The organism is Sporolactobacillus pectinivorans (assembly GCF_002802965.1).
GTDB lineage: Bacteria > Bacillota > Bacilli > Bacillales > Sporolactobacillaceae > Sporolactobacillus > Sporolactobacillus pectinivorans.
Window position 1 is genome coordinate 3524761 of record NZ_NXGA01000001.1, and the last position, 19242, is coordinate 3544002.

Sequence of the window (19242 nt, forward strand, 5' to 3'; positions counted from 1 at the left end):
TTATAAACAAAAACTGAATGTTTTATTTGGGAGTGAAAGTTTTGGCGTTGCAGATACCGAATAATGTAAATTTATTTGATGAAATGGTGAAACAGGCTAAGTTGCATCCTAAAAAAGTGATTATTGAGGATGTAAATAGCTCGTTAACCTATAATCGGTTTTTAATTGCTGTCAATATCATGAGTAAAAAGATTCATGAAGCCGTCAAAAACGAGGAAAAGGTGGGTCTTTTTTTACCGAATGTGGTGGCGCATGTCATCGCACTGTTCTCGCTGTTTAAGAATGAACAGCAGCCGTGCATTTTAAATTTTACGATGGGAACGCAGAACATTATCGACTGTATCGAGACGGCTTCCTTGAAAACGGTGATTACATCGAGAGAATTCGTGAAGGTAGCCGATCTCGGTTATACCATCGAAGAGATGGAGAAGCAGGTTAAAATCGTTTATCTTGAGGATTTGCGGGACGGAATATCTGCCCTTCACAAAATATCCGGATTGATCGAATCGCGGGTATCGCGTTTTAAAAAAAGAGATTCATCAGAAGTGATCTTGTTCACATCCGGAACAGAATCCAAACCAAAGGGCGTTATTCTAACCCATCGGAACATTTACGCCGATATTCAGCAAGTATTTGCCCATATCGAAATCTGGGATACTGATCGGATTTTCAATCCGCTGCCACTCTTTCATTCGTTCGGTATGACGGTGGGTGCCATACTTCCGCTTGTCGGAAATGTGAAAGTATTCTTGTATCCTTCTCCGCTTCATTATAAAGAAATTCCAAAAGTGATTGAAAAAGATAAGAGCACACTTTTTGTTGCGACAAACACTTTCTTTGAGAATTACGCTAAATTTGCCACGAAAGAACAGCTCCAAACGTTAAGAATTGTCGTGGCTGGCGGAGAAAAGCTGCAGAAAGACGTTATGGAACTCTACCGGGATAAGTTTGGAATTACGATTCTTCAAGGTTACGGGGCAACGGAGACGTCGCCGATCATCTCGCTCAATACGCACGAGCATTATAAAGAGGGAACGGTGGGCAGACTGATCCCATTAATGGAAGCAAAGATTGCCAGGGTGGAAGGCGTTCAGGAAGGCGGAAATCTTCTGCTCAAAGGGCCGAACGTCATGAAGGGTTACTTAATTCACGGAAAAGGGTTTGTGCCCTGCGGGGAATGGTACAATACCGGCGATATCGCGGAAATCGATAAGGACGGATATATCCGGATCATTGGCCGTCTCAAACGGTTTGCGAAAATTGCCGGCGAAATGATCTCACTGAATAAAGTTGAGGAATTAGCACTCGAGTGCTTTGGCGAGTCCGTTTTTTACGTTGTGAGTATACCAGATACGCGAAAAGGCGAACAGATCATCATGTTTACAACAAAGTCCAAGGTTTCATCGAGAGACTTCAAAAAGTTTATCAAGAGCAAGAAAATGTCATTACTCTATATGCCCTCGGACATTAAATACGTGGAAGAAGTCCCGCTGTTAGGCAGCGGGAAACCGAATTACTGGGCATTGGAAAACCTGGCAAAGAACAACTGAATTTTTATGATTGTCCATCTGCTCATCCGTGAAAGTCCTGAACTTTCGGCGGATGGGCATTTTGTTATTCTTTTGAGTAAACGAATCAACTTATTTTATTTAATAGACGTTGTTCAAAAAGTCATCGAATGATCAGCGGCGAATCTCCCTACCCGCTTGTTTCTCAGGTCCTCGGAACTTCGTCGCCTTTTTGAACAGACTTTAATAGGGTTCATTTTTAGTAATATGATCCAGTTGTTTTTGTATGCGTTCTAAATTCAACCGATCTTCACTCTGGTGTGCGCCCATCTGTTTTCGCATGTCGAACAGTAATTCGATCAGGCTTTTGTGATAGGGTATAAATACTTGACTGTCAATCATCGAGAAAATGTCGCTTTTTGAGGTCCATCTGACTTGCTGTACTTCTTTGTATTGCAGCTTCAATCCGCTGGTATCCATATCGCCTTCCACAAGATAAAAGTCATCAAAGCCGTTTTCAAAGTTCACGGTCAGCGACGGGCGGATATTGGCCAGATCAATCTTATATCCGAGCTCTTCAAAAGCTTCCCGTTCAGCCGCGGAACAGCTCGTCTCACCGGATACGGCGCTCCCTCCGACAGTAACATCCCACATGCCCGACCATCCGCTTTTAAACGGCTGTCTCTGCTGAATCAGCAGGTCGCCGGCCGCATTAAAAATACATATGTGAACGACCAAATGATATGCCCCGTGCTCGAACGCGTCGCCCCGACGCATTGTTTTGTGGACTAAAGCTCTGTCTCGATCATAAATGTCCCAAATTTCCATCATTGGTAACCTCCCGAAATGATCATCGCCCGTCTCCTTTTTTTCAGCAAAGCAGAGCGCTGCTTCTTTAATGCCTCTAAAATTTACTTCTTTTAAAATTCAGTCAAAATTGAATATCAATGACAAATCATTTATAGTGTAAAATGGATGGGATTCAAATCACTTATGTGATGTCAGCCGTCATTTTTCGTATGTCCTGTATGGATCAACGGTTCGTGCCATATAAGCTGCCACAGGGTTTACATCGAAACAGATAAGACAATTGAGCCAGTGTGACCATTTCTCCGAAATAATACCTGCCCTGTTCCTGCTTAAGCAATTGTATGAACTTAATTGATGAACTTGGCATCCGAGCCCACTTCCACGATCTGCACTGTTCTATGGTCACTCTTGTCATTCATGAATCCACTGTCTCTGTTGTATAGGTACAGTTGTACGAAATGCATTGAATTTTATATCGTCCCGTGGCTCATTTGTTGCCCTTCATTTTTTTATTTTGAAAAAGAAAAGAGTGACAGGCATTTTGAAACTCATTGCATTGATTAATAACTTATTTGTTTTTTTGATCATCTCTATTATAAACACGATGATATCGATAAAGCTTCCCATATCCATATTCCATTATGACAGTTGGCTTTTCAGAGTGAGGAGTTGGGAAAAAAACGGACAAATTTATCAGTGGTATTTTGGTGTGAAAAAGTGGAAGAATCAATTACCGGAGCTCAGCAATTTTTTATCCTTCCTTTTTTCAAAAAAACAAATGATGCAATACAGCCCGGATTATTTAGTCAGATTTGCTTTGGAAACCTGCCGCGCTGAACTTGTCCACTGGTGCATTATTTTCAGCTCGCTGATTTTTTCAGTATGGAGCAGTATTGGCATGTCGATTCTCATGATTTTCATAGCTGCAGTATTAAATCTCCCATACATTGTGATACAGCGCTATAACCGGCCACGAATTTTGAACCTACTTGCCAATAAAAAGACAAATATAGAAAGAAAAGTCATCAATGATTTGGAAACACTCCATAGGGATATATAAAGGAGATTTTTTGCTGTGAATCGAATCCTGTTTCTTTCATCGGAACATACAGGCAGTGGGCATAAGAGCATTACAGAAGCGCTGGGCAAACAGCTCTTATTACTTTCTCCGGATATACAGTTTTCCGTTATTGATGGTTTTGATCTTGGCAGCTGGCTTCTCCGGTCTTCCAGCCGCAGTTATGACTCTTTTGCTGTAAAATTTCCTGCACTATGGGGATTCGTCTATCGACTTAGCAACCTTTTTAAGGGGCTTGTCAATTGGATTGTAGCACAAAACATCAGGAAATCTTTATTAAAACAAATCGATGCCTTTCGTCCGGATTTGATCGTATCCGTCCATAATCTTTTCGTCGGCTCTATTATAAACGTATTAGACCGTGCAGATCTGGACATCCCGGTCATCTCATTGATTGCGGATCTGGACAATGTCACTGACCTCTGGGCAGATAAGCGGGCAAAGTATATCGTTTGTCCGTCAGCCGAGACAAAACAAATCATGTTGCATGCGGGCGTTACAAACGATAAATTGTTTTTGACCGGTTTCCCAGTGCGGCGTGAATTCTGTGATTTAAATCTTCCTGAGCCTCTCCATTGGCGTGATGAAAACAAAAAATATACCTCCATCCTTTTGATGAGCGGAAGCCAGGGATCAACTCAGATTCTGAAGATAGCGCAAACACTATTAAACGATGAAATGATCCGCATAACGATTATTGCCGGTCATAACACGTCTTTAAAAAAATTTTTGGAGAAGTCTTTATCACCTTATGTCGGAAAAAAGGTCTCAATTTACGGATTCATCAGGGAAGTGGAAAAACGTATGATGGACGCAGATCTTTTGATCACGAGGGCGAGTCCCAATGTATTGATGGAGGCGATTAACCTGTGCAAACCTGTCATCATTACCGGCGCATTGAGAGGACAGGAAGCAAAGAACCCTCAGTTTGTATTAAAACACAAGTTGGGCCTTTATTGCAGAGACATCAGCAGCCTTCCGGACATAATTTCGACTTTATTAGTTAATAATGGTGAAAAATTAATACAAATCTCTAAAAGTCAATATATGTTCAGAAAGCCGGAGTCTGCACGTGTGATCGCTCAATTGCTCATTCAAACGGCTAAAGAAACACATATATCTCAAGACGAGCCCATAGTGTGAAAATTCCGCTTCCCTGTTTTACTGGTCCTGCTCTGCAATTAAAAAATAATGATAATAATCCGGAAGCCATAAAAGAGACTTTTTCTCACCTGATCCTTCCTCATCATACGTCTTCGTTTATGTATCATGTTTAATAAACAGCTAAAAGGGTTCAGCAAGGAGCAGTTGAATGTCAACAAAAATTAAAATCAAGCTACTATTAGGGATTATCATCACAATTATCGTTGTCTATTATTCATTCAAGACACTCAGAGGCTTGAATCTGGACACGCTGCTAAATTCGAATATTAACTGGTTTCTTGTCATCGTTTCGGTCATCATCAATATATATGCAAATTATGTTCGGAGTCTGGGATACACCTTGGGCATTGACCCAAATATTAACCGCATGAATGCCTTACAAATCGTTGTCATCGGGCACGCTGCAAACATGATCTTGCCTCTTCATATTGGTGACGGACTACGCTTCGCTTTTTTCCCAAGTGATTATCACGCGCTACGCCGAACCAAATTGGTTATGATACCGGCATTTGCCGATTTTATTGCAATGATAATGATCTCGCTGTTTGCTGTCCCCTTTTCGGGATTTAAAGACCACAGACTAGTTAGTGCGTTATGGATTCTTTTCTTTCTATGTATTGCACTTATCATATTGCTCCTAGCCATTCTTTATTTTGTGCCACGGTTCCGCAGTTATTTTAATGAATTTCTAAATATCCACTTGCTTAAAATGATGCTCTGGGTGACTTTTTCGTACGTGCTTTTGCTTCTTGCGACATGGGTGGGCCTTGCCGCGTGCGGATTCGGTATTGGTGCCTCCTTCCGCATGTCGCTCGCCGTATTCGCAGCGACAAACCTCGTCGGACTGGTACCCTCCTCGCCCGGTGCGATCGGACTCTTTGAAGACGGCGTCATTATCGGGCTCGCAGGACTGGGTATCTTGCAAAGTGAAGCACTGACTGCGGGACTGCTGCTTCACTTAATCCAATATGCCGCGCTTGTTCCGCTGGGAATCATCCTTTTTATCGTAGCCCTTCGTGGTGATTACAAAGAAGCGATCAAAAATATGCTGCGCCAGAAATCTTGATTGATTAAGCAGAGGAAATGATTTAAATTTGAAACTGGTTCTGCTTTTCCGGACAACTGACTTACCTTGTTCATGAATTTATATTCGAACCGATTTATAAAGCGTTCAGTATCCTTTTAGGCATTTCCTCAATGACCGTCCTGGATTTCTCCGACACTGGCGCGGAAAACGGCACGATACATCTTCATTACCCAGCCTCCATTTAATACTAATAGAACCGTTCTAATCATATGCTTTAAAAAGAAAACGATAAAAAGGAGGGTAAAGGTTAGTTGATAAAAGTCAGTTTGCGTCCTATTGTCAGTAAGCTAAATTTGCCCACTGTTTTGAAAACAACGATACTTCCGAGTGACTCATCCGAAACATTATTTGTTGCAACCCAGTTAGGAGAGATCTATTACATTAGAGACGGGTTAATAGGGAATTTTTTAGATATTCGCCTGCGAATCCTAAAACTAGGTGCTTCTGGCGGCAGATATGATGAACGTGGATTGATCGGGATGGCGTTTCATCCCAAATTTCAATACAACGGTCTGTTTTATCTTCATTATTCAGTAGCCGGAACGCAAGGCCCAGGTGCTCTTACCAAACCAGAAACCGCAAGACAAGAACCGGCTGCTCTTCCTGAATTTTTCAAGCCTGACCCGTGTGACCTCGGGACCTTAAACTTAAAGTGGATAAATAGAGAAATTGACTATGATCATATTGATACAGTTGAAGAATGGATTTTACAACCGAATGGCCAACCTCAAAAGAGACGGACATTACTTAATTTAAGACGGCCATTTTTTAATCATAATGGTGTCAATAGCTTAAACTTTTCACCTGAAACGGGAAAACTTGTTTTAACAACCGGAGATGGTGGAATGGGCTATGATCCATTTAATTTAAGCCAGGATGATATGGAGATTGCCGGTAAAATAATTGAAATTGACGTCGTTAAGAATACGTTTATCAATGATTCACCCGTTGTCACACGTTTTAATGAACTTCCCGCACCGATTCAGGAAACGCTTGCGGTAATGGCCAAAGGGGTCCGCAATATACCCGGCATTTCATTTCAAAGATTTTATAATCAGTATATCAAATATGTGGGCATTGTCGGACAGGATCTGGCAGAGTCGATTTATTCGTTCGTTCATTATCAAGCCATACCGGTTACTCAGCTTGTTCAAGCTTCTTTAATGAATTCTGGGGCTGACCAAGAAGGATTGATTAACTTTGGCTGGCGAGGATGGGAAGGTGCTTTTCCTACTTCGATTATAAGCGGCTGCTCTGCAAATTCGGCTTTAGATGAGAAAGTCATTGCCTACTACAATGATGCAGTAAAAACTTCAGTGCTGCGCATTCAGCCCCTAACCAGTTATTTTCATCAGGATCCCCGCCCTGATAAATTTGGAGGAACTGCACTCACAGGCGTTCAGGCATATATGGGTAATGGAATCCCCGATTTAACGGGAAGCGTTGTGTTTACCGATATTGCCCGGAATGAAGGATCTCACCCCCCGGTTAGAGGAGTCTTAGCCTATACTAGGGTAAGAACAGATTGTAACCTAAGCAACTTTAGTGTTATTGAAACAGATTATAACTTTGGTTCTCAATCCGCTCTTTATGTCAGTTTGGGAACGAATCTGGATCAAACCCGACTCTATTTAGGAGTTTATGGCGCTATGAATGTGAATGATTCTAACCAGGGTACTGTTTTTGAAATTGTTCCATGATTCATAACGAATTCGAGATCAATCTATTTCGATGATCGATTGAGTTGAACTATAAAACAAACTAGAAAGGGTAATCATGTTCCTCATTGTTCAGATATTTTAATAGTAAAACGCCTTGATTTCAACCTTCTATATTTGATACACCTAAGCCTGTATCGATCAGCAATGCTTTTTCAGGCGAATGGGTATGCTGCGCCACATCCCCCAGCTGGACCTTCTTTATTGATAGTCAATTCCTCTTCCGTTCACAAACCCGTCTAAGGCTATATGAATGTCCTCTTTATTGAAGGGTTGCCAGGTCTCTATGGTAATATAGTGATATCCCCTTTTTAGTATAATTTATCGGAATCTATTATTGATGATAAGGGAAGTGGACTTTTGGCTACGATAAAAGATATAGCAAAACAAGCGGGCGTTTCCATCGCAACCGTTTCCAGAATACTGAATTATGATCAAACGCTGTCGGTTACGGAGAAAACGCGAAAACGGATCTTTGAAACAGCAGAATCGCTTAATTACTCAAAGTTTAAGAACCATTCGCGAAAAAAAAAGACCTATGGAAAAATTGCGATCGTGCTTTGGGTTACCGAGCAGGAAGAATTAAACGATCTGTACTATCTGTCTATTCGAATGGGCGTTGAGAATAAACTTCAGGCTGAAAGCTATGAGACGGTACATCTTTTTCCTAATGAAAATTTAACTGACGTACATGACATTAACGGGATTATAGCGATCGGGAAGTTCAGCGAAAGTGAGATTAAAAAATTGACCTCCCTATCCAAGAGCATCGTGTTTCTGGATTTCGATACTTTTTCATTGGGGTACGACTGTGTGGTGACTGATTTCGAGCAGGCAGTCAAACAGATCGTTGATTACTTTTTTGACAAAGGTATTCACTCGATCGGCATGCTGGCAGGAAAAGAGTCGACTTACGATCAGCAGTTGACGCTAAGGGATCCGCGATTTGATTTTTTTGTCAAAGATGTTAAAACGAAATTAAATCAGGATCCCAAGTACATATTTACAGGATCGTTTTCACCCGATTCCGGCTACCATTTGATGACAGAGGCCATTGAAAAATTAGGCAATCAATTGCCGCAAGCCTTCTTCGTTGCAAGTGACGCGATGGCCATCGGTGCGATTCGGGCGCTGCATGAAAACAAGATTCAGGTGCCCGAACGCGTATCACTGATCGGATTCAACGATATTTCCATCGCTAAATATTTTTACCCGCCATTAAGCACGGTCAAAGTCTATACGGAAAGCATGGGTGAACTTGGTGTTGATTTACTCATGAATAAAATCAAAAATCCACTTGAAGTACCGCAACGTATCACGCTCGGAACGAAGCTGATCATCCGTAAGAGCAGTTTGTAGTTACCCTTACCGCTCTGTTTCACGGGCACCGCGGGTGGTGTGCATTAAAAACTTGGCAAAGCCAAGCCTCTGGCGCAGGCTGAGCCTTAGTTGTGACAGCAGCCATGGAGGGACTCATGCTGAACATGCCAGAGGACGTACTTCCGCAGGATGCGGTGACTTTGACGTTGTGCGCAGAACGTGCACGTTCTTAGTCGAAGATCCGATGTCTGTTTGGTTGCTCATACTATAATCCACTAAAATTTTATGCTTTCTTATAGTATAAAAAGACGACGAACCGCTTAAATAGGATCGTCGTTTTTTAATGTCCAGATAATTAAAATTTCAGGCTGTGAACGAATCAAACTGAATGCCAAAACTTCACCTCATGTCATCTGTCATCCGGACAAACCGCACTCATTTTAAATGCAAAATGAATGTCGCCTGCCGCATCAATATGGTAAGCCTGATGTATCGGAGCTCCCCAGCTGTCATCACCGCCGACACCCATCTGTCTGGCAGCAAGTGTCACGTTTGTGTAGTGAATTTCAGGTAGTTCATAGGCATGCTGCGCGTTCTGCAGTTCGAACGCCGTATAAGGCGAAATGCCAAGCTCAAATGGCTGATCCAACGCTTCGATATGCAGTCCTTCACCCTGATCATCCAGCACGTTCACCCATCTGACACCGGTACGGTTTCCGTTCTCCTGAGTAACGGCGTACTTCGACACGTTATCGACAACCTTCTTGTCGAAAATGCCAAGCCGGGCACCGCAATTTCGATCGATATAATTTTCCTCGGGCCCTTTTCCGTAATAGCGAAATTGATTAAAATCGGCAGCCATCCGCAATGAGATTCCAAAAATCGGCAGATCCGGAAGTCCCCGCGCCCCGTGATAATCGGCTCGTACATCAATCGTCTCATCCGGCCGAACCGTATAAGAGACGGTGACGGCCGCCTGATCGGAAATCGGTAATTGATACGTATAGACGACAGTTACCCCATTTTTCTCCTCGACAATACGTGCCTTGCTGCAGCGCTGAAACAGACTGGCCTGAAGCCACGGGCCGCTTTGATAACCAAACCCGCAGCCGTTATCATTATCAGTTAGAGCACGCCAGTAAAGGGGCACAGGCACCTGTTTCAGGTACTCGCGTCCATGATAGCGCAGAGATAACAGGCCTTTGTCTTCTCTGGAAAAGATGACACTGAAATTATCCGTCCGCACGCCGAGATTGAACGATCCGTGAATCACATCCATTATCCTGAAAGCGAACGGCTTCATTACCGCAGGCACAGCTTGCTGTTGAAAAACAAACTGACCGAAAGCGACTGGATAGCCCCGATCCGCCCAGCGGGTGCTCCTCTTCAGTTTCATTGCAACGTTGAGCATATATTCACCCGCCGGAATGGGATCGGCGAACGGCAGCCGGACAAACTGCGATTCGCCGGCCGGAACGCTGACTGATAAGCAGTGACGCAGCACTTCCCGTCCTTCGCGGTTCAATGAATACTCCAATTCGTAGCCGGACGTGTCGATAAACAGATTCTGATTATTGACCTCGACCCCGTCACGACGAACGTTCAGTTTGATATTCTGATAGAGGTACTTAATTTCCTGAACTTTCGGCGAAGGCGTGCGGTCGGCATAAACAATACCATCACCGCAGAAATCCCCGTCGTTCGGACGGTCGTCAAAATCGCCGCCGTAGGCAAAAAACGTCTTGCCATAGCGGTTCTTTGTAACGAGGAATTGATCAATATAATCCCATATGAAACCGCCCTGGTAAAGCGGGTAACGATCTTCCAATGCCGTATATTCATGAAAACCACCGCACGAATTGCCCATAGCATGCATGTACTCACAGCTGATATATGGTTTTTCCGGATCATTTTCAAGATAATGTTTAATCTCTTCGACCCGTGCGTACATCCGGCTCTCGACGTCACTCGTTGCATTATAGCTCCGATCGTGAAATATCCCCTCGTAATGGACTATCCGCGAAGGATCCGTTTTTCTGAAATACTCCGATATATCGAAAATATTTTTGCCGCCGTTGGATTCGTTGCCACAAGACCAGATTAATACGGATGGATGATTCTTATCCCGCTCGAGCAGCGAGCGTGCACGATCCAGCACACTATCGCGCCATTCTGCTTTTCCGCCGGGAAGTACGTTTTCAGGCACCGTACCGTCGGGCAGCTGCCATGTGCCGTGCGTCTCCAGATTATTCTCATCGATCAAGTAGATTCCGTACTCATCGCAAAGCTGGTACCAATAAGACTGATCGGGATAATGTGATGTACGGACAGCATTGACGTTATGCCGCTTGAGAAATTTAATATCCCACAACATGTCCTGCCGGGTAACGGATCTACCTCTCAGGCAATCAAATTCATGACGGTTAACGCCCTTGAACACAATACGTTTGCCGTTCAGGCACATTAATTTATCTTTAACTTCAAACTTGCGAAACCCGACCTGCTGCGGAACGACTTCAACTATCTGTCCTTGATCGTTGCAAACGATCAATTTAAGCAGATATAGATAAGGAGTTTCTGCACTCCAGAGCTGAACACCGCGGCAATGAAAACGAAGCTGCATATTCCCCTGGATCCCGGTTTCCGGCGTTTTTCCCACTTCATTACCGGAACGGTCATACAAAACAGCGGCAACACTCCCTTTCCTCTCTCCTTGCAGCTTCAAGTCGACCGTCAGTTCAGCATTACGATACGTATTGTCCAGATCCGTTTTCACAAACAGATCAAAAATATGGATACGCGGCGTTGTGTACAGATAGACATCGCGAAATATTCCTGAAAATCTCCAGAAATCCTGATCCTCAAGCCAGCTGCCCGTCGATCGTTGATACACTTCAACTGCAAGTTTGTTGACACCCTTAACAACCGCGTCTGAAAGGGCAAATTCGGCCGGATTAAAACTACTCTCGCTGTAACCTATAAAACGCCCGTTCAACCAGACAAAGAAAGCCGATTCAACGCCTTGAAAAGAAATATAAAGCGGACCTGTCTGCAACTCTTGGTCGACCGTAAAATATTTGATATAGCTACCGACCGGATTGTGATCCTGCGGAATTTCAGGAGAATGACCGACTTCGCTGCTCCCGTCCCATGGATATGTTAAATTGCTGTATTGCGGCCGACCATATCCTTGAAGCTGAATATGGCCCGGAACCTTAATATCCTCCCAGCTGTGGCAGTTGACATCTGTCTGATAGAAATTTTTCACCCGCGATTGCGGGTTTGGCGCGTAACTAAATTTCCAATTCCCGTTCAAGCTTTGCCGGAGATGCATCACACCCTGTCCAGCATCCGCTTCCGAAGTATAATATGAATGATCAGAATGAGCATCGATGCGATTGACTCGAAAGATAGTCGGATCTTGCAACCAGTCGATATCCGGTTTGTTTTGATTCATTGAGCTCACTGCACTATGGTTTCACCCTCTGAGTTAAATGTCTGTTCTCATGAATTTGTAAACATTCGGCCCTGAATTGCAAACTGAATCGGCTCTGCTTGCAACGGATCAGCATCGGACTGTTCCCGTCGATGTACCTTCCGCGAACCGTGCTTTGCTAAGGTGAAATGAGTAGCAGCTTCGCCTCCCTTTTTTAATGGTTTTCAATTCTCGTCGAATAAAATCGCCGACAAATCTTCACTATGGCATTTTAATATTTTTCACTGAGCCGCCCTGCACTTTAGACGCAGAGTGGTTTAGAATATATTGAGCAACTTTTTCATTTAATGACCTCTTTATGGTTAGTATCATGTTTCTGTATTGTATTAATGGACTAAAAAGAATCCGAGTTTGTAAAAACGGTGATGACAATATCACCCAATCCATTTTGAGAAATTATTTCTGGAGAGAATTTGATCAGCCGTTCTCCTCCCTTCACTTCTTTTTCCTCTGTCAAAATAGTTTCAAAGCCCTAACGGTTCCTAGTGGAACTGATCAACCCGGTGGCGGACACAGTAGCAACCGTCACTATCCAGGGGCCGGATGTCGGCTGGTAGATCAAGGCCGGTGACATTGTGCTGAAAAATAAACAAGCAACACCCGATCCCCAGAATCAGAAGACTGGTGCGCTGTTTACTTGACCACTTCGCGCGAGCTTAATTTTGAAGACGGTGCGCTTTTTTCTTTTCGATGATACTCTTTGCCTTCATGCCAAAAATAATGCCCGCCGGTATTAAGGAAATCGCATTGCAAACAAAGATAGACGGTGAATGAAAGAATATACCGTAAACAACCCAAAGTGCGAGCCCCATCAAGAACATAGAGTACGTCAAAAGAGATATGTCTGACACCTGATGGGTCTTAATTACCTTTATGGCCTGCGGGAAAAAAGAGATACTCGTAAAAATTCCCGCAATAAAGCCCGTAAGCTCCAACATTTCCAATCACTCCTCGCAGTCTTGGACCAGCCTCATGCCTGTTCAATAACCATTAGCTATAATAGACTCACACCTTTGTTTCAGAAATACAACCGAATCAGGAACCGATAGTGAACTAAGGAGCTTCTTTAATAATTCCGTTTTCTCGTTGCGTTTGAAGAACAAAAGATTGTTTGAATTCTGATTTGCGGCAAGCACAAATTGCTCTGAAGAGTCTATCACCGATCCGCTGTTTGGACTCGACCATTCCGATATTTTTAAGTCTTTTCCAGTCGTCTTTTTAATCAAGGAATTCAATGATGTCAGTCGTCCAGTAACGCCGAATATTGATTCACCCGTGCCCCTCTTCCACGCTGGCTCTGCAAAATATGGAGCTCCATTTATTTAATAATTTCTGCCACAACCTCATTATGATTGACATCATGTTTCTCTGTCGTATTAATCGATTGATAAGCATCCGAATTTGTAAAGACGGTGATGACAATATCATCAAATCCATTTTGAGAAATTATTTCCGGAGAGAATTCGATCAGCAATTCTCCTCTCTTCACTTCTTTTCCTCTGTCAAAATAAGTGACAAAGCCTTCACCTTTCAAATTAACTGTTCCTATTCCGATATGAATTAAAACAACCACTCCTGTATGAGAAACGATTCCGACTGCATGACGCGTTGAAAAAGCCATGCGAATCAAGCCGTCAAACGGCGCATATACTTTGTTGCCTTTAGGTTTAATTACAAATCCTTTGCCCATTTTCCCGCTGGCAAACACATCATCATTAACATCTGAGAGAGGGACTAACTCTCCGTCGACGGGCGCATAAATATTCAGTGCCGATTCGCCGGACGGGTTCTTGATCTGCTGATCCATTTCGACAGCGTCCTCTGATGAATCAAAGTTCTTGCCCCACTTTTTCTCCAGTTCATCGACAATTTCCGCGTGCATTTTCTCATTAAGTTTGACTTTTTTGAAGAAGATAAAAGTACCGATGATGACTAGTAAAAATGGGATACCCAGCATCATGAATTTAAAGATCAGTTTCCCCGCACTGGTCACACTGCTGGCTGATGCTCCTGTGGTCATGCCTACCCATACTGCTGTCAGACCGACAACACCGTTGGATACGGCACCTGCCAGCTTATCCAGTAAAGGACGAACCGACAGTGTCAGACTTTCGTCGCGATGCCCTTCTTTTAACTGGCCATATTCAACAGCATCCGTAATAGTCATCAGCACGACAAGAAAAATCAGAGGCTGAGGAATGAAGAACAGTACCGCAGCCGTAATAACAAACGGCAAAGAAGTATCGGCAAAACTGAACAGTAGCAGTCCAAGAACCATAATTGTGATGGAGATAAAGAATACGTTTTTTCGTTTCCACTTTTTAGCCAGCGCCGGAAAGACCGAAACCGCAAACAAACCAACGATTGTGTTTAAGATTGCCAGAATCGAAAACTTGCTGGCATCTCCCAGAATAAAAGAAAAGTAGTAGAGCTCCATGGAATTCGTTAGGGTCACGCCGATCGTGTAGAGTCCATAAGACAAGGACAGCCACATGAGTTGATCATTTTTGAATAATACTTTAAATACATCCCTAAACTTTGTCCGCTCTTTATTTTTACGGAGTGCCGAATCAATTTCTTTTGTACCAAGGCCGACAATAACAGCAGTGACAAATGAAATCGTCCCCACAATTACCGCAAACCAGAACCAGCCGCGGCTGTCGCCGGTCCCATGATTCAAGCTGATCGAAAATAACAAAACCAGCGGCATCACGACAACTCCGACAATATTTCCACCAATAGTCGAACCGATTCGAGCGAATGTAGCTGTCTTCTCTCTTTCGTGGGAATCGAACGATAATGCCGGAATCATTGACCAATAGGCTATATCCTTAAATGAATAAAACATATCCATCAAAATATAGATGATTGCAAACAAAGCAAGATACAAAACTGGATTACTTTTCGTCAGGCCGCCAAAATCCGTAAATAAGCAGATCAGTGAAATCGATCCCACTCCGCCGCCAATAACGACCCACGGTTTAAATTTTCCCCACCGGGTTTTCGTATTATCGATGACATTTCCAATTAAAGGATCGACAGCTAATTCGACAAATCGAAGCAGAAAAATAATTAAAGTAATGATTGAAATCATCTTATCATTTTGAGAAGCACTGCCCGTATTAAACAGGTGAGTCGTAACAAACATGATAAAGTACGTGCTTAAAGTAGCAAAAAACATGTCATGCCCAAAGGCACCAAGGGCATAAGATATTCGCGACGTTATAGAATGCTTTTGATCCATCATTGTAACCCCCCAATACATTATTTATTGCAATGCCTCAAAGTAACGAACGCTTGATACAAAATCCCTTTGCTGAACTGGAAAATCGTATAGACCGATGTTCATCAATTCATCACCGCCGTAAATTTCTGAAGTAGCAGGCTCTATATAGTCGCTGTCGCTTTTAAGGCCTTTTAATTTCGTTACAGATATCTCCGGTTGTGCTTCAGAGAGTATTTTAAAGTTAAAAAGCAACACTTTTTTCTGATCCTCAGAAATAAATGCCCAGGACACCGTATTATGAACAAAAGGGCTGTCTAAGCGTACAAATTTTCCAAATTGAATCAATTTCCTGTGTTTTTTATAAAATTTTATTTGCTGCCTGACACTATCTAGTTCATCTTCCGGCAATTCATCAAGATTAAGTTCATACCCGAATACACCACTCATCGCAACATCACCGCGCATATCTATTGTGGTACTCCGCCCGGTTTGCTGGTTAGGTGATTCAGACACGTGAGATGTCATGCTGGATATCGGATAGGCGAGACTTGTACCATATTGTATCTTTAACCGGGCAACTGCATCGGTGTTATCAGACGTCCATGTTTGCGGAAAATAATACAAAATACCGGCATCAAACCGTCCTCCACCCCCGGAGCAGCCTTCCCAAAGTATATTGGGATAACGTTCAACCAAGCGCTCCATTAAGTCATACAGGCCCAATATATATCTATGATAGATTTCACCTTGCCGCATCGGCGCGTACGCATTAGACCAGACTTCTGTCAAATGCCGGTTCATATCCCACTTAACATAATCAAGCGAAATATTGTCCAGAATCTTAATCATTTGTTGAAAAATATTGTTAACTACTTCCGTTCTGGAAAAATCCAATACATATTGACTTCTTGATAGTGTCATTTCTCGATCAGGCACCTGAAGAGCATAGTCAGGGTGCTGCTCAAACAAATCAGAATCCCTCGATATCATTTCCGGTTCAAACCACAAGCCAAATTTCAAACCTTTTTCATGCGCATATTGGGCAATACCGCCAAGCCCGTCCTCAAATTTATTCTTATATTCATACCAGTCACCTAACGAGGAAGTGTCGTCATCACGATGGCCAAACCACCCATCGTCTAAAACAAACATTTCAACACCGACTTCAGCAGCTTTATCGATAATTGATTTTAGTTTCCCGGTATCGAAGTCCATGAACGTTGCTTCCCAATTGTTGATAACAACCGGACGTTCAGAAAATCTGTGTTTCCCTCTGGCAACTCTTTCTCTTAAAAGATGATGAAAGGTATTGGACATATCATTTAATCCCTCATGAGAGTAAACCATAATCACCTCTGGCGTTTGGAACTCACTGTTTCCCTTTAGTTGCCATGAGAAATCATAATCGTTAATACCGACAATTAATCTTGTCTGGTCGATGTAATCCTTGCTTAAACTAAACAGGTGATTTCCTGAATAAACAAGTTGTATACCAAGCGCTTCGCCCTGAAATTCTGTAGTATCAGGATGAACCAACGCAATAAACGGGTTCATATGATGGGAAGAAGTACCCCGACGGCTTTCAAATCGATAAGTGCCATGCTTAATTTTTTGCCTTTCAATTTGCCTCTCCCTTACATGCGCCCCAGGTAAACTAATCACTTCCATATCTTGTTTTGGAAAATCAATTTGGGCACTGGCAATCTTCTCCAAATAGTAAGTAGCTGATGATTTGTTCATGAGCTTAACTGATCTTGTGATTACAGGTCGATCTGTATAAATTGTGTAAGTTAAAACTGCGTCTACTTTTAGTGCAGAATCTTCTAACGTAATATTAAGGGTTGTCGCTTCGTCATCAGATTCAACATAACTTTGCGGCAACTTCGTTAAATTGGGTTTACCTTCGATGATTTCATACCCTTTATATCTCCAATCTACAGTAACCGACCCAATATCAGACCTAATAATACTTCCTGCCTCCCGATAATCCCCCGTTTGGTTTCCAGAATATTCTTGCAGAATCATATCTTTTGAATAAGTTCTGTCCGGTTGTTCTCCCACATTAAGTGAGGGGACATTACCGGAAAAACCGCGATCTAAACCCGGATAACTTCTTTCATCATGATATTTTCGTATTTTTTTTCCAAAATATAAATGTTGTAGTAAACCATGCTGATCAACTTGCATCAAATAGCTGAGAAAATGATTTGACAGATGAAATACTTGTTTCTGCCCGTCATAGGTTATATGGGCTGCCATAAATAATTCCACCTTCCCTTCCAATTTGTACTGACCGTGAATGAAGCATCGTGAAACATTTGAAGACCTTTTTAAGAGCTGTTTCTCCATTTTTTGATGATCAAAGAAAGTAAATAGTCGGGAGCAATTTAGTAACCGCTTTCATAATGATCTTATACACCCCATCGCTAACTGTCAAGATTTTTTTAGTAAAATATTATTTTCTGCCCCTATAGAATTTTTTCAAAAAGCTATGCATAAATTATATGTTTAATCAATAATATTCTAGTTTATTAAGGCAACTAAGGGATTTAAGCTAACGCAGTAAAATAACAAAATTGTTTTGAAAGGGCTTGCATAGTGCCGGATGATAAAGTATGATTTAGGTGTTAATTTTAGTAAAAAAGGTGGTTATCGATATGGATTTAACTAAACTCAGACAGTCGTACATCAATCTCTTCGGTGACGATCATCCGTCGGCTTACTTCGCTCCAGGACGTATTAACCTGATCGGCGAGCATACCGATTATAACGGCGGCCACGTTTTTCCTTGTGCGATTACGCTTGGAACATATGGCATCGCGCAGAAACGAAGCGACACGACAATCAACGTGTTCTCAGAGAACTTCAGAGATTTGGGAATTATTTCTTTTGATCTCAACGATTTGTCCTACGATAAGAAAGACAATTGGGCAAACTTTCCGAAAGGTATGTTCCATTTTCTCAAAGAGAAGGGCTACTCGATTGACAAAGGGATAAATATTTATATCTACGGCAACATTCCGAATGGTGCCGGACTCTCCTCTTCCGCATCGATTGAACTACTCACCGGTGTCATCGCCGATAATTTATTCCATTTGAATTGCGACCGCATCGAACTGGTGAAAACAGGGAAGCAGGTTGAAAATAACTTTATTGGTGTAAATTCAGGCATTATGGATCAGTTCGCCGTCGGGATGGGTCAAGCCGATCACGCGATTTTGCTCGATACCAATACACTGAAATACGATCTGATCCCCGTCAAACTGAACGATCATGTCATTATCATCATGAATACAAACAAGCGGCGCGAACTTGCCGACTCCAAGTACAACGAGCGGCGCAGCGAATGCGAAGAAGCACTGGCTGCGCTACAGACCCGGCTGGATATCCATTCACTCGGCGCTTTGGATAACGATGCATTCGACCAGAATACGTATTTAATCAATAAAGAAAATCTGCTTAAGCGCGCGCGCCATGCAGTGTCTGAGAACCAGCGGACACTCAAGGCTAAAGAAGCGCTGATCCATAATGATCTGTTAACATTCGGCAAATTGATCAATGCCTCGCATGTATCTTTGAAGTACGATTATGAAGTGACTGGAAAGGAACTGGATACACTTGTTGAAACGGCATGGCAGGAAGAAGGCGTCCTCGGTGCACGCATGACGGGTGCCGGTTTCGGTGGATGCGCCATCGCGCTTGTCGAAAAATCACATGTCGATGCATTCACCAAACACGTCGGGCAAGTCTATGAAGAGAAAATCGGATATGCTCCATCGTTCTACATCGCCGAGATTGCCGACGGCGCTAAAAGATTAGCAGAATAGGAGGAAGT

14 protein-coding genes are annotated in these 19242 nt (G+C 42.8%); 7 read left to right on the forward strand and 7 right to left on the reverse strand.

Features of this window, described 5'->3' with window-relative positions:
- Positions 1 to 32 precede the first annotated feature (32 nt).
- Complete coding sequence (locus tag COP04_RS17295; protein WP_239985012.1) at positions 33 to 1550, forward strand: AMP-binding protein; 1518 nt, start codon at positions 33 to 35, stop codon at positions 1548 to 1550.
- A 201-nt stretch (positions 1551 to 1751) separates the two neighbouring features.
- On the opposite strand, the gene COP04_RS17300 is transcribed toward COP04_RS17295, so the two are convergent.
- A complete protein-coding gene (locus COP04_RS17300) occupies positions 1752 to 2339 on the reverse strand; it encodes an NUDIX domain-containing protein (RefSeq protein WP_100489164.1) in 588 nt (195 codons plus the stop codon).
- A gap of 583 nt (positions 2340 to 2922) precedes the next feature.
- On the opposite strand from COP04_RS17300, the gene COP04_RS17305 reads away from it, so the two are divergent.
- The 5 genes from COP04_RS17305 to COP04_RS17325 all read left to right on the forward strand — a co-directional run bounded on the left by COP04_RS17305 (position 2923) and on the right by COP04_RS17325 (position 8724).
- A complete protein-coding gene (locus tag COP04_RS17305; protein ID WP_100489741.1) occupies positions 2923 to 3378 on the forward strand; it encodes a glycosyl-4,4'-diaponeurosporenoate acyltransferase CrtO family protein in 456 nt (151 codons plus the stop codon).
- Positions 3379 to 3393: 15 nt separating this feature from the next.
- The gene (locus COP04_RS17310; RefSeq protein WP_100489165.1) at positions 3394 to 4539 is read left to right on the forward strand and encodes an MGDG synthase family glycosyltransferase; all 1146 of its coding nucleotides are present in this window, start codon (positions 3394 to 3396) and stop codon (positions 4537 to 4539) included.
- A 169-nt stretch (positions 4540 to 4708) separates the two neighbouring features.
- Positions 4709 to 5626, forward strand: coding sequence for a lysylphosphatidylglycerol synthase domain-containing protein (locus COP04_RS17315; protein WP_100489166.1), 918 nt, complete (start codon positions 4709 to 4711; stop codon positions 5624 to 5626).
- A gap of 272 nt (positions 5627 to 5898) precedes the next feature.
- Entirely contained in the window at positions 5899 to 7347 is a 1449-nt protein-coding gene (locus tag COP04_RS17320) for a PQQ-dependent sugar dehydrogenase (RefSeq protein WP_100489167.1), read from the forward strand.
- Positions 7348 to 7725: 378 nt separating this feature from the next.
- Positions 7726 to 8724 (forward strand): LacI family DNA-binding transcriptional regulator, encoded by a 999-nt coding sequence (locus COP04_RS17325; RefSeq protein WP_100489168.1) that lies wholly within the window; start codon positions 7726 to 7728, stop codon positions 8722 to 8724.
- A gap of 370 nt (positions 8725 to 9094) precedes the next feature.
- On the opposite strand, the gene lacZ is transcribed toward COP04_RS17325, so the two are convergent.
- The 6 genes from lacZ to COP04_RS17355 all read right to left on the reverse strand — a co-directional run bounded on the left by lacZ (position 9095) and on the right by COP04_RS17355 (position 17666).
- Complete coding sequence (lacZ, locus tag COP04_RS17330) at positions 9095 to 12142, reverse strand: beta-galactosidase, LacZ type (protein ID WP_100489169.1); 3048 nt, start codon at positions 12140 to 12142, stop codon at positions 9095 to 9097.
- 373 nt (positions 12143 to 12515) lie between these two features.
- Positions 12516 to 12641: a hypothetical protein gene (locus COP04_RS20840; protein ID WP_100489170.1), complete on the reverse strand. Its 126-nt coding sequence runs from the start codon at positions 12639 to 12641 to the stop codon at positions 12516 to 12518.
- Positions 12642 to 12837: 196 nt separating this feature from the next.
- The gene (locus tag COP04_RS17345; RefSeq protein ID WP_100489171.1) at positions 12838 to 13119 is read right to left on the reverse strand and encodes a SemiSWEET transporter; all 282 of its coding nucleotides are present in this window, start codon (positions 13117 to 13119) and stop codon (positions 12838 to 12840) included.
- A 42-nt stretch (positions 13120 to 13161) separates the two neighbouring features.
- On the reverse strand, positions 13162 to 13341 hold the full coding sequence (locus COP04_RS20850; protein ID WP_420852798.1) for a beta-propeller fold lactonase family protein: 180 nt from the start codon (positions 13339 to 13341) through the stop codon (positions 13162 to 13164).
- Between the two features lie 158 nt (positions 13342 to 13499).
- A complete protein-coding gene (locus COP04_RS17350; protein ID WP_204988052.1) occupies positions 13500 to 15425 on the reverse strand; it encodes a sugar MFS transporter in 1926 nt (641 codons plus the stop codon).
- A 24-nt stretch (positions 15426 to 15449) separates the two neighbouring features.
- Positions 15450 to 17666 carry an alpha-galactosidase gene (locus tag COP04_RS17355; RefSeq protein WP_100489173.1) on the reverse strand — a complete coding sequence of 739 codons (2217 nt, stop codon included), beginning with the start codon at positions 17664 to 17666 and terminating at the stop codon, positions 15450 to 15452.
- A gap of 398 nt (positions 17667 to 18064) precedes the next feature.
- On the opposite strand from COP04_RS17355, the gene COP04_RS17360 reads away from it, so the two are divergent.
- Positions 18065 to 19234 (forward strand): galactokinase, encoded by a 1170-nt coding sequence (locus COP04_RS17360; protein ID WP_100489174.1) that lies wholly within the window; start codon positions 18065 to 18067, stop codon positions 19232 to 19234.
- The last annotated feature ends 8 nt before the right edge of the window (positions 19235 to 19242 follow it).

Bases quoted from the DNA above. Each gene is read 5' to 3' on its own strand.
- COP04_RS17300 (WP_100489164.1), bottom strand. From the start codon at position 2,339: ATGATGGAAATTTGGGACATTTATGATCGAGACAGAGCTTTAGTCCAC.
- COP04_RS17305 (WP_100489741.1), top strand. From the start codon at position 2,923: ATGATATCGATAAAGCTTCCCATATCCATATTCCATTATGACAGTTGG.
- COP04_RS17315 (WP_100489166.1), top strand. From the start codon at position 4,709: ATGTCAACAAAAATTAAAATCAAGCTACTATTAGGGATTATCATCACA.
- lacZ (WP_100489169.1), bottom strand. From the start codon at position 12,142: ATGAATCAAAACAAACCGGATATCGACTGGTTGCAAGATCCGACTATC.
- COP04_RS17345 (WP_100489171.1), bottom strand. From the start codon at position 13,119: ATGTTGGAGCTTACGGGCTTTATTGCGGGAATTTTTACGAGTATCTCT.
- COP04_RS17350 (WP_204988052.1), bottom strand. From the start codon at position 15,425: ATGGATCAAAAGCATTCTATAACGTCGCGAATATCTTATGCCCTTGGT.
- COP04_RS17355 (WP_100489173.1), bottom strand. From the start codon at position 17,666: ATGGCAGCCCATATAACCTATGACGGGCAGAAACAAGTATTTCATCTG.
- COP04_RS17360 (WP_100489174.1), top strand. From the start codon at position 18,065: ATGGATTTAACTAAACTCAGACAGTCGTACATCAATCTCTTCGGTGAC.